The 15,702-nt window shown below is 43.4% G+C and carries 13 protein-coding genes; 2 read left to right on the top strand and 11 right to left on the bottom strand.

What is annotated here, in order from left to right; all coding sequences use genetic code 11:
• Positions 1 to 53 precede the first annotated feature (53 nt).
• Entirely contained in the window at positions 54 to 1,682 is a 1,629-nt protein-coding gene (panP, locus tag BB427_RS11575) for a pyridoxal-dependent aspartate 1-decarboxylase PanP (RefSeq protein WP_069020870.1), read from the bottom strand.
• A gap of 468 nt (positions 1,683 to 2,150) precedes the next feature.
• Here panP and BB427_RS11570 point away from each other — a divergent pair, with 468 nt between their 5' ends.
• The gene (locus BB427_RS11570) at positions 2,151 to 4,073 is read left to right on the top strand and encodes an EAL domain-containing protein (protein WP_069020869.1); all 1,923 of its coding nucleotides are present in this window, start codon (positions 2,151 to 2,153) and stop codon (positions 4,071 to 4,073) included.
• A gap of 43 nt (positions 4,074 to 4,116) precedes the next feature.
• On the opposite strand, the gene trmB is transcribed toward BB427_RS11570, so the two are convergent.
• The 10 genes from trmB to BB427_RS11520 all read right to left on the bottom strand — a co-directional run bounded on the left by trmB (position 4,117) and on the right by BB427_RS11520 (position 12,182).
• Positions 4,117 to 4,782: a tRNA (guanine(46)-N(7))-methyltransferase TrmB gene (gene trmB, locus BB427_RS11565; RefSeq protein WP_069020868.1), complete on the bottom strand. Its 666-nt coding sequence runs from the start codon at positions 4,780 to 4,782 to the stop codon at positions 4,117 to 4,119.
• Between the two features lie 93 nt (positions 4,783 to 4,875).
• Positions 4,876 to 5,643 carry an ABC transporter permease gene (locus BB427_RS11560; RefSeq protein ID WP_069020867.1) on the bottom strand — a complete coding sequence of 256 codons (768 nt, stop codon included), beginning with the start codon at positions 5,641 to 5,643 and terminating at the stop codon, positions 4,876 to 4,878.
• Positions 5,644 to 5,645: 2 nt separating this feature from the next.
• The gene (locus BB427_RS11555; RefSeq protein ID WP_010605732.1) at positions 5,646 to 6,566 is read right to left on the bottom strand and encodes an ABC transporter ATP-binding protein; all 921 of its coding nucleotides are present in this window, start codon (positions 6,564 to 6,566) and stop codon (positions 5,646 to 5,648) included.
• Positions 6,567 to 6,572: 6 nt separating this feature from the next.
• On the bottom strand, positions 6,573 to 7,196 hold the full coding sequence (locus BB427_RS11550; RefSeq protein ID WP_069020866.1) for a flavin prenyltransferase UbiX: 624 nt from the start codon (positions 7,194 to 7,196) through the stop codon (positions 6,573 to 6,575).
• Between the two features lie 5 nt (positions 7,197 to 7,201).
• A complete protein-coding gene (gene mpl, locus BB427_RS11545) occupies positions 7,202 to 8,545 on the bottom strand; it encodes a UDP-N-acetylmuramate:L-alanyl-gamma-D-glutamyl-meso-diaminopimelate ligase (protein WP_069020865.1) in 1,344 nt (447 codons plus the stop codon).
• A gap of 176 nt (positions 8,546 to 8,721) precedes the next feature.
• Entirely contained in the window at positions 8,722 to 8,952 is a 231-nt protein-coding gene (locus BB427_RS11540; protein WP_069020864.1) for a hypothetical protein, read from the bottom strand.
• Positions 8,928 to 9,701 (bottom strand): CsgG/HfaB family protein, encoded by a 774-nt coding sequence (locus tag BB427_RS11535; protein WP_069020863.1) that lies wholly within the window; start codon positions 9,699 to 9,701, stop codon positions 8,928 to 8,930. Before BB427_RS11535 ends, BB427_RS11540 begins: the two co-directional genes overlap by 25 nt.
• Positions 9,702 to 10,151, bottom strand: coding sequence for a curli assembly protein CsgF (locus tag BB427_RS11530; protein WP_010368509.1), 450 nt, complete (start codon positions 10,149 to 10,151; stop codon positions 9,702 to 9,704).
• 1 nt (position 10,152) lies between these two features.
• A complete protein-coding gene (locus BB427_RS11525; protein ID WP_302622132.1) occupies positions 10,153 to 10,542 on the bottom strand; it encodes a CsgE family curli-type amyloid fiber assembly protein in 390 nt (129 codons plus the stop codon).
• Positions 10,543 to 10,658: 116 nt separating this feature from the next.
• Positions 10,659 to 12,182 (bottom strand): curlin, encoded by a 1,524-nt coding sequence (locus BB427_RS11520; protein WP_069020861.1) that lies wholly within the window; start codon positions 12,180 to 12,182, stop codon positions 10,659 to 10,661.
• Positions 12,183 to 12,809: 627 nt separating this feature from the next.
• Here BB427_RS11520 and BB427_RS11515 point away from each other — a divergent pair.
• Entirely contained in the window at positions 12,810 to 15,308 is a 2,499-nt protein-coding gene (locus BB427_RS11515; RefSeq protein WP_302622131.1) for a S8 family serine peptidase, read from the top strand.
• Positions 15,309 to 15,702 lie beyond the last annotated feature (394 nt).

Here is a 15,702-nt window from a genome sequence, read left to right as displayed (position 1 = left end):
AAGGTAATAAATCTGAGATTATTTAAGTGGCACGAGGCCACTTTATTCGTTGATTATTTAATATATTTTGCGAGGTATTTTTTAAATACCGGATCTGACATTGCCAATTGGCGTTGCTCGTCCATGATTTCTTTAAGCAACGACTCCGATGTCAGAGGATTGGCCAAAACCACTCGGAATACCACCGTAGGTTGGCGGTCATATTGCTCTGGCGTTAAGCGTGTTCGAGAAACAAAAGAGCGCCCAGCTTCACGCTGACGCTTTTGCATGCTTGCAGTAAAACGGTTGAGTGCGGCATAAATCTCTATCTTTTCTTGTTCATCCGCTTGTGCGATTGCCGTTTTTATTTGTTCCGGCACATAGCGGTAAGTCAGCAAACATAGCTCAGGTTCAGAGATCAGCTCAAAATCAGGGGTTTGTTTAATTAGTTCAGCAAAATACCGTGCCTTTTCAATCCCTTTATCGATGAGCATCTCATAGCCTTGACGACCAATGACACGCAGACATGCGTGCACTAACATCGCCATACCAGGACGACTCCCCTCTAAAGTATGACTACCCAGATCTTTTGAGCCTTTCCGTAAGATGTATTCGGCGTGATGTTCAATTGCATCAGATGCTGCAGGGTCTTTAAATAGCACCATACCCGCCCCCATCGGCACATACATTTGTTTGTGCGCATCTATGGTTATTGAATCTGCTCGCTCCACCCCTTTAAGAAGGTGGCGATTGTTATTCGAGAGTAGTGTTGCGCCACCCCAAGCAGCGTCAACATGAAAGTGACAATTGAGCTCTTCGGCTAAGTCAGCCATCTCTTCTAACGGGTCAATATTACCCGTTTCGGTTGTCCCTGCAACACCAACTAAAGCCAGTACTTTAATCCCTTGCGCTTCAAGCTCATGAGCTTTAGCTCGCATGGCATCAACATCAACCTTATTGTTGCCAGCTGTTTTGATTGAAATGAAGTTATCACGGCCAATACCTAGTACATCTGCGGCCTTACCTAGTGAATAATGACCTCTTTCAGAAACCAATACCGCTAAGCCTCGGTAGCCATAATGTAGCATTGCAGCCACAATACCCGATGCGCCAATGCCTTTAAATTCACCATCTGCTTTTAATAAGCGGTTTCTTGCAATCCAAAGCGCGGTTATATTGGCAATTGTGCCACCAGAACAAAAAGCACCAAGTGACGTTTTTGCGCTGTGCATCCACTTATCGTAGAAAGCATCATCGCTGCCATAAACCAAGTGATGCATCATTCCCAACACTTGACGTTCAAGTGGAGTAAAGGCTTTTGACGTTTCAATTTTGACTAGGTTTTGATTGAGTCCCACCATCAACTTCGACAGAGGCAACACGAAATGCGGTAAAGCTGAAGTCATATGCCCAATAAAGCTTGGGGCTGCGGTATGTACTGAGTGAGCAACTAATTGCTCCATGATATCTTGCGCATAGTCTGAGACAAACATCGGCACTTCGGGGATCACTGCCGACTGAAAGTCTTTTTCAACTTCGTGCAGTGGCTTTTCGATTGCCGCAATATTCTCATTTAAAAAGCCAGCCAAATTGCTCGAGATTTCTTGCTCGATTCTGCTTAAAGTTGAATCAGGCGCCTCTGGCACGGTAAATATACGCATTAAGCTTTCTTCAGACGCAACGGCGCAACGCTTTGGACCCATCAATACTACCTAAACATCAAACGGTGCAGTAGCCTATCTACCCATTTTAGAAATTGAGTAAATACAAATTGCACAAGAGATTGTGATACATGAAATGGCTAACTTTACTGTAAAGAAAGGGAATTGTCTTCTATTGTCTAGTTAAAATTCATGAAACATTGACAATTTTATGAAAACCCAACGAAAGTTCAGTGAAAAATCCACCAGTATCTTGACGTTTCTATTTTACATTCTCGTCAAAAATAAGGTATAAAATGGGGACATAAACCCAGCAAAACGGTATATTGCCGATTTGCTCGCAACAATGCATTTTATTGATCATTGGAGAAAAAGTTTTTTGCTTTATTTCTTCTCAAGACGTCAATTTATGTTGTATTGTTTATATTATGTAACAAAGCAGCCACCACGCTTACGCCAGTTAGGCATTTTATCGTTGTTAGATAACGATATTGTGGATAAAGGATTATCATGAATACTCGGAGTATCGCTCAACCGCTCAAAGCTAAATCTAGGCAGCCTACAGCAAAAGCAACTCAGTTTTTAGGGCTCACAGGTTACACTTCCCGACTCCCAGTTGCTTGGCTCGTTTTAGCCTCTTTTATCTTTTTAGCTGCCCTATCGATTTATGTTATCGCCAACTATTATGATACGCGCCGCGATATCATGGCAAGGATCGACGCCCAGCTAATCAATGCTGCTACCAGCGCCAACGTCATTGTAGGTAAAAAATATCACGAGTCACCAGAGCAAATAACCCCTGCCGAATTTAAGCAAAAAAGTCATGCCCTCACCGAGCTTGCCCGTGCTCTAAATGTTGAATACGTCTATACCATGGTGCTTAAGCCACCTTACGTGCACTTTACCGCGTCCAGTTACACCCGAGAAGATCTTAAACTCAACCGACTTACACGTTATCAAGACGTTTATTCCGAGGCCTCAATTACCCTAAAAAGCGCCTTTCATTCTACTGAGCCTGTATTTGAAATAGCCAAAGACAAATGGGGTCACTTTAAAAGTGTGTTTATTCCTTTTGTGCTACCCGATGGCACTACTTATATAGCAGGTGCGGATTTAACCATTCACGATTTAGAAAGTCGGTTACAAGAAAGTGTAATGGATGCCGCCATTGACGCTAGCTTCTTTTTTGTGATGTTTTTGGTCGTCGTGAGCTTGTACTTTATGTACTACAAGAAGACCTTAACAACTGATAGCCGCACCGGATTTGGCAACCGAATCGCCCTTGAGCAAGCACTTAAATATTCTAAATCGCAACACCTATGCTTAAGCGTGGTGTGGGTTAAAGAGCTTGAGGATATCATTAGCTTCTATGGCACGGAAGTTGGCGATAACGTTATGGCAAAAGTCATGAGTTACTTTAGCGAGTTTACCCATCCATTTGAGGTTTATCGCCTTACTACCTCTAAAATTGCGCTAGTTACCAGTATCGAAAACGGTGAGCATTATTTGGCGAACTTAACAGAGTCATTCCCTTGTGCAAAACCCATATACGACGCGCCGCATTTATACGTTAATTTGTGTGCGGGTGTTGCTAAAGGCAATTGCGCGCTGTTACTTGAAAATGCCTTTCTCGCGCTACGTCAGGCTCAACAGCAAAATACCCAAGTGTGTTATTTTGATTCTCAGCTGCAACTGAATCCTCAACAACAATCAAAAAATCTCCACCTCACCCGTTTACTACAAAGCGCGTGTGAATCAGACCGCATCATTCCTTTCTTTACGCCGCGTAAAGCTTGTCATGATCATGCTGACATTCAGTACCATTGCACGGCACGCGTCCTTAACGAGCGCGGCGCTATCATCGACGCTGAACATTTTTACCCAGTGATGAAGCAACCAAAACTCCGCGCCCAAATTAGTATGAAGCTACTTGAGTTATGCGTCACCCGTTTTCGTAAATCAAATCATGCTTGGAGCATGCAATTGAGCCACAGTGAAATCGCGGATGCGGAATATTTTGAATATATCAGCCAGATCCTACGCCGTTACCCGCAGCCACAGCTCATCACATTTGAGTTTAATGAAACGGATGTACTCAAAAACTTTAGTGATATGAGCTTAATGATGCAGTCATTAAAAGCAAAAGGTGCAAATGTTGCGGTAACGGGTGTGAATAGCGGCTTTCTTACCATCAACCGGATCTTAAAACTCCCACTGGATGCCATTTGTTTAGAAGCCAGTATTTGTGAAAACTTGGATGAAGATGAGATGCTGCTGAGCTCCATTGAATATCTTGCAAGCCATTGCAATGCCAAGCGGATCGACTTGATTGTACCCTGTGTTGCCACCAGCAAACAGGCAAAACAATTGGAAGCTGCAGGCGTTGCAAGATTAGAAGGGAGTTGGATAGGCAAAGCAAGCGGCCATCTTTAAGCCGCTTATATCAATTTGAAGGGTAGATCTGTAATAGGTTAAATTAAAGCGTTACAACTAAGCGGGTACTTGATTGACCACTTGCCCAATACTTACGCTCAAAGGGCGTAATAGCCTCATCACTTTCGTAGGCTTCCACTTCAACATCAACACCGCTAAGCGCCAAAGCTCTGGCAAACTCTTTTACATAGATATCCCAATTACTGCGCAGCTCCAACTTACCGCCTAGCTTGACGATAAAGGGAAACACCGCGCTACCATGCCAGCGTCTTTGAATATGTTTAGCTTTCGGCCACGGATTAGGATACAGCAAATAATGGTGAGTTGGCTGCCAATCTGCTTCCAGCGCTAATCGCCAAAAGTCATTGAGATCGGCTTGCACCAAAATATATTGGCCTTGTTCTGTTTGTTTATATTCAACATCGTGTTTATCTAGTCGATGCGCAGACTTGTCGATGCCAATTACCAACGCATCAGGGTGTCGCTTCGCCAAATTTGCAGTACTTTCACCAACACCACAACATGAATCCAAAATAATCGGTCCATTAAAGGCCTGTACTCGTGCATTAACCTCATCGAAAGCACTTTGTGTATGTGCCGCAATGGGTTTTTTAAACTCAGCGGTTAGATGCTTAGTAACGATTTCATCGAGCTTTTCGTGTAGCCCTTGTTGATTAGTGGTGATACTACGAGAGTTTGCTTCTGTCATAACCAGTCATTATTAAGGGGAATGGTGAGGATTTTACCTGAAATAACGCAAGAGCGCTGCAATTGATGACAGCGCTCATTCTTTATCCTGCGGTTAGTGTCTTAGTCCAACACCGCGTTTAATTAAGTACAGTGACAACCAAAATAGACCACATATAAATACACCTAATACCGTAAAGGCGACGCCAATATCAACGTCCGAAACACCTAAAAAGCCAAAACGGAAGGCATTTACCATATAAATGATTGGATTTACCTGCGACACACCTTGCCAAAACTCCGGTAGTAATGTGATTGAGTAAAATACACCGCCAAGATAAGTCAGGGGTGTCAGCACAAAGGTTGGAATTATACTAATATCGTCGAAACTGTTGGCAAACACCGCATTGATCAAACCGCCTAATGCAAACACGGCTGACGTTAAAATAACCGTAATAACAATAACCGCTAGGTTGTGAATTTGAATATCCACAAAAAACAGACTGACGACAGTAACAATAAGCCCAACGAGCATACCTCGCGCCATACCACCGCCCATATAGCCAAGTACAATAATATAGTTAGGCACAGGTGCAACGAGTAGTTCTTCAATGCTCTTTTGAAACTTGGTGGAATAAAAACTCGAGGCAACATTAGAATAGGAGTTGGTGATCACCGACATCATGATTAAGCCAGGAACAATAAACTCCATGTAACTAAAGCCACCCATATCACCAATGCGCGAGCCGATTAAACTGCCAAATATCACAAAATAAAGTGTCATGGTGATCGCTGGGGGTACTAAGGTTTGCACCCAAATACGTAAAAACCGAATACACTCTTTTATCCAAATACTTTTTAACGCGACGCCATATTTCAACACGATTATGCCCCTCTCCCCTGCTCCAGTAAGCCAACAAACAACTCTTCCAAACGGTTAGCTTTGTTACGCATACTTAATACTTGATTACCTTGCTCTGTGAGTTGTGTGAATACTCCATTGAGCCCTTGCGACTTAGCTACTTCTACCTCAATAGTATGGTCATCGACGGTGGTAAATTGGTAACCATCGAGTGCCACAGGCTGCATGGGTGGCTTAAGATCAAGTACAAACGTTTCTTTGTCTAACTTTGCGAGTAATGCCTTGATGGTCGTATGCTCAACAATCGTGCCTTTATCGATAATCGCAATATTACGGCACAACAGCTCAGCTTCTTCTAAGTAATGTGTTGTGAGTATAATCGTTACGCCTTGCTTATTAATTTCACGCAAAAAATCCCACATAGAACGGCGTAGTTCAATGTCCACACCAGCCGTAGGTTCATCCAAAATAAGAAGCTTAGGCTCATGCATCAATGCTCTTGCAATCATCAAGCGCCGTTTCATACCGCCGGATAACGTGCGAGCTTGCTTGTCTTTTTTATCAAATAGTCCAAGCTGCTTGAGATACTTCTCGGCTCGCTGATGGGCAACGTCTCTTGGCACACCATAATAGCCCGCCTGAGTCACTAGAATTTGGTTAAGCGTCTCGAATTGGCTAAAGTTGAATTCCTGTGGTACTAAACCTAAGTTCGACTTAGCGTCTTCCAAATGAGTATCAATACTATGGCCAAAAACTTCTACACTGCCTTGGGTTTTATTTACCAGTGAGGCAATAACCCCTATTGTGGTAGATTTACCCGCCCCATTTGGACCAAGCAATGCGAAGAAGTCCCCTTCTTGAACTTCGAGATCAATGCCTTTAACGGCTTCGACGCCGTTACTATAAACTTTCTTTAACCCTTTGATGTTCAGTGCTATTGTCATATTTTATTATTCTCCATAACCCCAGCGCTTAGCTAAGGTATGCTCGATGTGTAGATGATCTAAAATACGGGCCACCATAAAGTCGACCAAATCGTCGATACTTTGTGGCTGATGATAAAAACCAGGCGCTGCCGGCATGATAGTCACCCCCAAGCGGCTCAGCTTGAGCATGTTTTCAAGATGAATTGGACTAAAGGGCGTCTCGCGCGGCACTAATATTAATTGGCCACGTTCTTTGATCACCACATCTGCTGCACGCTCAAGCAAATTATCAGATGCCCCAAGCGCAATGGCTGACACGCTTCCTGCGCTACACGGACACACCACCATCTGCTTGGGTGCGGCCGAGCCAGATGCTACAGGGCTAAACCAGTTATCTTTACCAAACACCTGAATTTGCTTATCTTTAGCACAGAAAAGTGCCTGTAGTTGCTCCGTTGCTTTTTGTTCATTACCAGAGAGTTTTAGATTGGACTCAGTATCCAGCACCACTCTGGCTGCGCTCGAGATTAGCACGTAAACTTGATAGTTTAACGACACCAATACCTCGAGTAATCTCAGTCCGTATGGGGCGCCCGACGCACCACTAAAGGCCAGCGTAATTGGCCCATTAAATGTTTGTTCTGACATAGTGATTACTTTTTCAATGCAGTTAAAAGTTTGTCGTGGATGCCACCAAAACCACCATTACTCATGATCAGCACATGCTGGTTTGGTGCTTGATTTGTCACTACCTGTGCGACAATCTCATCTACGCTTGCAAAACACTGACGACCCGCGGCTTCGGCTTGCGCTTTAAGAGACCAAGATAGGCCATCTGGTTCGAATAGATACACGTCATCTGCCACATCAAGTGATTGCAATAAAGTTTCTTGATGAATGCCAAGCTTCATCGTATTTGAGCGAGGCTCTAAAATAGCAATGATAGGTGCATCTCCAACTTTGGCCCTAAGCCCTGCTAGGGTCGTTGCTATTGCAGTGGGGTGATGCGCGAAGTCATCATAGACAGTAACGCCATTGGCCTCTCCTTTAATTTCCATACGGCGTTTGGGAGAAATAAATTGCCCTAGCGCTTCGATACTTACCTCGATTGGAATGCCCACATGCCTTGCCGCTGCAATCGCCATCATGGCATTTTTGACATTATGCACACCAATCGCCTGCCAATTTACTTCGCCTTTTTCTTCGCCTTCAAATAACACTGTAAAGCGAGAGCCGTCGGCTTTGAGCAGGTTATACGACCATTCTTTACCAAGGGATTCCTGCTCGCTCCAAAAACCACGTTCAATGACGTTTTGTAACGCAGCATCATCTGCTGGATATATGGCCTTACCTTGGCTGGGTAGCGTGCGAATTAAATGATGAAACTGGGTTTGAATGGCATTTAAATCAGGAAAAATATCAGCGTGATCATATTCAAGATTATTGAGTATTAACGTGCGAGGTAAGTAATGGACAAACTTGCTGCGTTTATCGAAAAACGCCGTATCGTATTCGTCGGCTTCGATAACAAAGAATGGCGTATCTGACGTGCGCGCCGACACACCAAAGTTTTGCACTATGCCACCAATCAAAAAACCTGGGCGTAATCCTGCGTATTCGAGTAACCACGCTAACATGCTTGCAGTGGTTGTTTTGCCATGCGTTCCGGCCACAGCCAACACCCATGACTGGCGTAATACATGGTCTTTTAACCATTCAGGGCCTGAGGTATAACGCATCCCTTTTTCTAAAACATATTCAACGCACGGATTACCACGGCTCATGGCATTGCCGATGATCACCACATCAGCCTCAACATCGATGAGTTGCTTAGGGTCGTACCCTTGAGTTAGTTCAATTCCGAGTGATTCAAGTTGTGTACTCATCGGCGGGTAAACATTGAGATCTGAACCTGTGACTTTGTGCCCCAATGATTGAGCGATGGCTGCGATCCCGCCCATAAAGGTACCGCAAATCCCTAAAATATGTACGTGCATGATGTTAGCGTTCTTTATTATTTCATTGCCAATTAGATTAACATACTCAGCTTATTGGTGGCTGACTTTATTGTTGAATCTCATGCACCAGTATTATTCTTTATTTTAAAGTGGGTGGTGTGAGCACGTGATCAAGGTTGTGTCGTGCTTAAAAATGTGTCGCGCTAAAGCACGACCTACGGTTGATGTGCGTGCCATATAAAAGGAAGCGTTGTGGTGAAGATGTGTCGTGCTAAAGCACGACCTACGGTTGGTGGTGCGTGCCGTGTAAAAACGAGCGTTGTGGTAAAGGTTTGTTGCGCTAAAGCACGACCTACGGTTGGTGGTGTCTGCCGAGTAAAATCGAGCGTTGTGGTAAAGGTTTGTCGCGCTAAAGCGCGACCTACGATGCGGTAGCGGCCGACCACACGCCTTTTTCAATGCCTTGTTGTACCATCAAAGTCAGCGCTTTTTCTATCGCTTGGGTTACACAAATGTGCATTGGTTCATTATCGCTAAAACCCGCTTCGGCTTCAGCCAAACGTTTATAACTTACATAGCGGAAAAACCCTGCCCGAACCTCCATGGATAGCACCTTTTTGCTACTCGCGACGGAGAGCAACACTTGCCCGGTACGAACATCAACTGCGCGCATATAAATAGAGATAACATCCTCACGGTAAAGCTCAGATGCACCTATGCCAAAATATTCCATCCCCAAACCGCCTGTGCGGATATTAGAGTCATAGCTGATGATCCCGCCTTCTAAAATGATCTTTGCAGTCATTAAAGGTGGCAAAGCGTTTGTGTCATTATCATCACTTGCTGCACGAATAATTTTGCGCTCGGTCAGCAAGTTTTGCAGTCCTTCACGTTCTACCGGAATAAACCAATCCGTTTCGTGTAGTGCCTGCATTAAAATAGAGTTAGCGCCTTGAGTCACCGCTGTTGAAAATGAACTTACATTATCTTGTGGTTTGTATTGCCCTGTTTGATCCCGAAATGAATAAACAGAAACGGGAATTCGCCCTTTCGGTGTAGGTAAGTTTTTTAGTTCTGCAAAGGTTTCGGTGTCAATCAGCTCAATTGCTACACTTTGCGAAGGTGGCAATACGCGAGACATGCTAGAACAACCGCTAAGCAGTAATAAAAATATCAATAAAATTACGCGGAGCATTTAATATCCTCCACCAGCAGATGAGGCAAATCTGGGGACCTCTAGAATGGTTTCTTCACCCGATGCTGTATTCGTGATCCTAACCGTGATGGTGTCGGGTGTACTGGTGATCACTTGAATTTGATAGTCACCACTCATAAATGTCGCGTCTTGATTAAAGATACTGTCTTGAATATCTTCACCAAACGCAACATCCGTGATTTCTCTTACCAAACGGTTGAGATATGTACGCTCGAGTGATTCTTGAAACTTTTCGTCATAGGTTTTTTCTATGATTGGTGCTCTATGTTTATTTTGAGATTGTGCTTTACTCAGTAACATATTGGCATTTAACGGATTACCACCAAATGCAGGGTTAATTGGTTTATATACAAGCTCAGTCGCTGTCACATGAGCACTACCAAGTAGTATTAAACCAGCGAACATGATTGTTGTTTTTATTGTTGTCATTTTACCACCCGCTCGCAGCTAGATCTTCAGAGCCATTCTGTTGATATTGTTCTCTCGCCATCGCATCCATAATGGTGAAAATAGCAGCTTCAACTCGTTCATCAACGGAGCCGCCCCTTCTTCCCATTGCTGTTGCGTACACTGCGCGACTGTTCATTAATACTTCTAACCGAGTGCCTGCTCTTGGCAAAACCGTTTCTTTAACCGTGATATTAATTCCCGAGGTGTTAGGAACATCTCTCCACAGCTGTGAAAATTGAAAGTAAAACTGGTGACCAAATCGGCTAATACTCTGATCTATGACTAAACCATCAATTTCTACATCTTCTTGTGCATTTAGTGAAAATGTAGAAACGAGCATAGCGCTCAAGAGTGTTATTATTCTTATCATTATCTGTTTACTCACGGCGTAGAATATCTTTACTGACGAGATTCACATTGATGTTTTGGTTAGCTGGATAGTACAAAATATGGGGGCTGGTTTTGCCCCCTATCTAAATTACTTAGTTATTGCTGAGTGATAGTCGCAACGTTGTTGTCACCAACCTGAGTTACGGTAATGTTTTGACCACTACCTGTAATTCCACCTTGGACTAAGTTGCCGTCACCAATTTGGCTGACTGTAAACGCATTATCATCGCCATTGATGATGAATGCCTCAGAACCCATACCCATCACAAAGTTGTTGCTACCATTTTGTGTGATGTCTAGCATATTGCGACTACCTTCGAGCATCAGATCAATCGCGTTGAACTCGCCAGACTGCGCAATATCTACTTGGTTTGAGCTACTATCAAATACGCTGCTCATTGTCACAACAACACCATTGCCTGTGCCACTTTGAGAAATATCAACTGCGTTATCATTACTTGCCAGGCTAACGTCTGGATAAGATGACTGCACCACAGCCTCGTTTTCATCACCCGTTTGGGTAACATCAACATCATTATCACTGCCGTTGAAGTTCGCAATGTGTGCGATGTTCGCATCACCTACTTGAGTTGCTGAGAATTCATTGTTCTCGCCAGCAACCCCAAGATACATCTCGTTACCATTACCGATTTGCATCGCAGTAAATTCGTTATTATCACCGATCACGTCAGCTTGGGCTTTGTTCTCGTCGCCACGTTGTTCAGTCATCACTTCGTTGTCGTTACCAACTAATAAATCTGACGCGAAGGTGTTAGTTGAGCCTTCCTGATCGATACTAAGCTCGTTATTGTCTCCAGTAATTTCAAATACGTTAACCGTATTGCTATCACCTTCCGATTGCTCGATCTCAACTTGGTTGTCATCACCAATCACAGTCTCTACAGAGATAACATTGAAGTTGCCGCTTTGGCTCGATTCAATTTCGTTTTCATTACCTTGTAGACTAACTACTTTATATTGGTTATACACACCATCTTGATCTAAGGTGATTTGGTTCATGTCACCTTGTACTGACTCAAGTGTCGCTTCGTTCCACGTACCTGTTTGTGTCGCTGTTACTTCGTTTTGGCTACCTTGCATATTTAGGTTGTAGAACCATTGGCCGCCAGAACCTTGAGATACTGTAATAGTATTTTGATCGCCATTAATCACATTGATGGCTTCGTTGTTAATCCCAAGGATCCCGCTACCTGATTGCTGAATGTCAATCGCGTTATCATCACCAGTAACCTCGGTTAATGCGCCGTTAGATTCACCATCTTGGCTATATACTTGGTTATTGTTATTTCCGGTGGTCGTAACAATAGCGACGTTACCAGTACCATTCTGATCGGCCTCAGTAATATTGTTGTCGCCAATCGTAGTCACATCTGTCAGGTTAGAAGTACCCAGTTGCACCGAAGCTAACTCGTTACCACCTTGGCTACCTGACGTTTGTGAAAGTTTGAGTTCGTTACTTGTTCCACTTGCACGCTCCACTTGTGAAAGTGCAGAAGTTGAAAGTGGTTTATTATCTGATTTTGCCTCAGCATGTGCTGTAACTGAATGTGTTAGTGCAAGCGCGATAGCGCAACTTACGATTGATTTTGAAAACTTCACACTGTTCTCCTTAGAGATTTATTATATTATTTTTCAATTAAGTGAGCGGTGCAGGCATTGAGTTGTTGCCGAACTCAGCCAACTGCAACTTTCCACTTAACTAACGTCCTGTTATGACTCATTACTCCTGAGTCGCTCCCACCTGTGCCAGTTACCAGAGTGTTACATTTTTAGTGAAAAACATAATCTATATCAAAGTCAGCAAATTCATATGTTGAAATAATATATTTTATTACGTCTTGTCACCTTTAACTCTAAGATGGGAACAACTGAAGATAAATAAGAAGATTTTATGAAAAAAATACTCCATTATTTTCAATAAAGTACAGGGGTAAACTCACACAAAATTACGAATAAAATATGGAGGTACAAAAAAAGTATGACTAAAGTTCAATCGTACCCATATCCACTCACCCCATAAAAAAGAACCAAATAATCTATTCCAAAAATTAAAAATCAGTAAAAAAAACTGATTTTATTAATTAACTCTTTTTTTACATTGCACTGCTCAATATCTGGGTCTAGGTTTTAAGACGTTGCCAAAAAGACCACAGCCACTACCAGAAAAACTACCAACCCAAAAATTGTGTATTGATGGATACGCTTGAAATTAAAAAGGTTATTAATATGAGATCTAAACTTTCTGCATTGTCTTTGGCTTTGCTTCCTGTACTTGCTTTCACTTCTCAAGCAGCTGTTCAAATCGAAACTACAACAGCAACCGCAGATGACAGCATCTTAGTTGTGTTTAAAGAAAACACTTCTGCTGCACTTCGTGCCAATGCAAGAAACCTTGTAAAAGCCAAGATGGCGGATTTGAACGCTGATGGCGTAGACGACAAATATCGCAATGTTTTAAAAGGTCGCCTAGCAAACTTTAAACTAGATAGCATCACAGCAAAGCAAGCAATTGAAAAACTAGCTAACCACCCGGCCATTGAATATGTCGAACCTGACTATCAAGTAAAAGCACTTGGAATCCCAGATGATAGTCGCTTTGATGAGCTTTGGGGCATGCATAACACAGGTCAAACAGGTGGTACGGCTGATGCCGATATTGACGCTCCTGAAGCGTGGGATATTACGGTTGGCTCACGTGATGTTATCGTCGGTGTGATCGATACGGGTATTGATTATACCCACCCAGATCTCGCGGCAAACGCATGGCGCAATCCAGGAGAGATCGCTGGAGATGGCATTGATAATGATGGTAACGGCTATATTGATGACGTTCACGGTATTAACGCAATCACAGGCAGTGGCGACCCGATGGACGACCAAGGTCACGGTACACACGTTTCAGGTACTATCGGTGCCTCTGGCAACGACGCAACAGGCGTTGCTGGTGTGAACCATGAAGTCTCAATCGTGGGCTGTAAATTCCTAGATGCATCAGGCTCAGGCTCAACTTCAGATGCGATTGAGTGTATTGACTATATCGTAGCGCTTAAAAATGCCGGTCACAACGTTCGCGTTACTAATAACAGCTGGGGCGGCGGCGGCTTTAGCCAAGCACTCTCTGATGCAATCACTGCAAGTGAAAATGCGGACATCTTATTTGTAGCGGCGGCCGGTAACAGTGCGGTAGATAACGATGTAAACCCTCACTATCCTTCAAGCTATGAGCACGACAGCGTATTCTCTATCGCTAGTACAACTCACACTGACGCGATGTCTTCATTTTCACAGTGGGGTCTAACGTCTGTAGACATGGGTGCACCAGGTAGCGCAATTTTATCTACCGTTCCGGGTGGTGGTTACTCAAGCTACTCAGGTACTTCGATGGCGACGCCTCACGTTGCTGGTGCAGCGGCCCTAGTACTTTCTATCAACCCGACTCTCACTGCTATTGAGCTTAAAAACCTACTGATGCAAAGTGGTGATGTTAATGCTGACCTTACAGATAAAACAGTATCTGGTAAGCGCTTAAATGTGAATCAAGCAGTAATTGATGCAGATCCAGAGCCAGGCTTTAGAGTATCAGCTCGTCCTGCTAATCAAGAAATCACAGCGGGCGATACTGCAACATACGAATTTACTTTTGCTTCAGTCGCTGACTGGCAGGGCACTATTGATTTGTCCGTTACTTCACCAATTGCAGGTGCGACATTGTCTGCGACTAATGCAATGCCAGGCGATACAGTAACTCTTTCAGTACCAACTACAGCTTCAACTCAGTGGGGTGAGTATAGCTTCACTCTTAACGCAACATCTGGCGAGCTTGCCGATCAAGAGCAAGTAGGGCTGTATGTATTACCTCAGGGGTTAAGCGATTTCAGCTATGAAAATACTACCGCGGTAGACATTCCAGATAACGATGCTTCAGGTATTACTTCTGTGATCACCGTGGCTGACAGCGTTACTGTATTTGATAGTAATACCTTAGTGGATATTACACACACCTACATCGGCGACTTAATTGTTACGCTTACTTCTCCTGCAGGTACAGTGGCAACACTGCATAACCGTCAAGGTGGCGGTGCTGATGACATTAACCAAACCTTTAACTCTGCGGCATTTAATGGTGAAGTTGCAACGGGTGATTGGACATTAGCAGTCTCAGATAATGCAGGTATCGATACTGGTACATTGAACAGCTGGACTTTAAACCTAACAGGTCTAGGCGAAGCATCACCTCAACCTCCTGTTGCGGGCTTTAGCTTTGCAGCTTCAGGCCTTACCGTGACATTCACTGATGAAAGCCGTGATCCGAATGATGATATCGTTAGCTGGGCATGGGACTTTGGTGATGGCAGCATCAGTACTGACGCAAGCCCAATTCATGAATTTGCAGCATCTGGTGAGTACAGCGTTTCTCTAACGGTGACTGATAGTGAAGGCAACAGCCACACCACCACTCAGTCTGTTGCGGTTAGCACTGATGAGGTTGAGCTATCGCTGGTTCGCGCTAATAAGTCTCGCTTAGGCTTTATCCGCGTAGAGCTTTCATGGCAAGGCAGCAGTGCTGATGAAGTAACGATTTACCGTGATGGTCAAGCACTTGAAACGGTTGCAAACACAGGTAAGTTCAGAGACTTCTCACGTGATTTAGAAGCCACCAGCTACACATATAAAGTATGTCAATCTGGTGAAATTTGCTCAAACGAAATCACAGTCAACTTTTAATTATTCCATATCTAAAGGTTAATTTAAGCCCCGAAAGGGGCTTTTTTATTACGACTATCCAATTTAATTTTAACGTACGGCCTAAAAATAACCGAATAAAATAGATATGATATTTAACCCTATAAGTACAGATCGCGATAAAAGCAGTTGTAATACAAGCTAACATCGCTTTGATGAGATGACTACGCTACGCCTTCACATTCAACCCACATTCCTGCCGTAAAGTCGAACTTAATAAAAAATTAAGCCTAATTTAATGTTTCACTAGATAGAGCCTAATATGCAAGACAAAATCAGTTTACTTTCTTATGCACAGTAACTCTCAATTGAGATATAAAAAAGCATAGAAAGATCAAAGCTGTAATCTCCAAAATCAGTGCTCATTCAGCTCTCG

It is taken from the genome of Pseudoalteromonas sp. BMB, assembly GCF_001709235.1.
In the GTDB taxonomy this organism is placed as follows: Bacteria; Pseudomonadota; Gammaproteobacteria; order Enterobacterales; family Alteromonadaceae; genus Pseudoalteromonas; species Pseudoalteromonas maricaloris.
This window is presented reverse-complemented; position numbering and strand designations above follow the sequence as displayed.

Bases quoted from the DNA above. Each gene is read 5' to 3' on its own strand.
- BB427_RS11525 (WP_302622132.1), bottom strand. From the start codon at position 10,542: ATGATAAGAATAATAACACTCTTGAGCGCTATGCTCGTTTCTACATTT.
- BB427_RS11550 (WP_069020866.1), bottom strand. From the start codon at position 7,196: ATGTCAGAACAAACATTTAATGGGCCAATTACGCTGGCCTTTAGTGGT.
- trmB (WP_069020868.1), bottom strand. From the start codon at position 4,782: ATGACAGAAGCAAACTCTCGTAGTATCACCACTAATCAACAAGGGCTA.
- BB427_RS11555 (WP_010605732.1), bottom strand. From the start codon at position 6,566: ATGACAATAGCACTGAACATCAAAGGGTTAAAGAAAGTTTATAGTAAC.
- BB427_RS11530 (WP_010368509.1), bottom strand. From the start codon at position 10,151: ATGACAACAATAAAAACAACAATCATGTTCGCTGGTTTAATACTACTT.
- BB427_RS11515 (WP_302622131.1), top strand. From the start codon at position 12,810: ATGAGATCTAAACTTTCTGCATTGTCTTTGGCTTTGCTTCCTGTACTT.
- BB427_RS11535 (WP_069020863.1), bottom strand. From the start codon at position 9,701: ATGCTCCGCGTAATTTTATTGATATTTTTATTACTGCTTAGCGGTTGT.
- panP (WP_069020870.1), bottom strand. From the start codon at position 1,682: ATGGGTCCAAAGCGTTGCGCCGTTGCGTCTGAAGAAAGCTTAATGCGT.
- mpl (WP_069020865.1), bottom strand. From the start codon at position 8,545: ATGCACGTACATATTTTAGGGATTTGCGGTACCTTTATGGGCGGGATC.
- BB427_RS11570 (WP_069020869.1), top strand. From the start codon at position 2,151: ATGAATACTCGGAGTATCGCTCAACCGCTCAAAGCTAAATCTAGGCAG.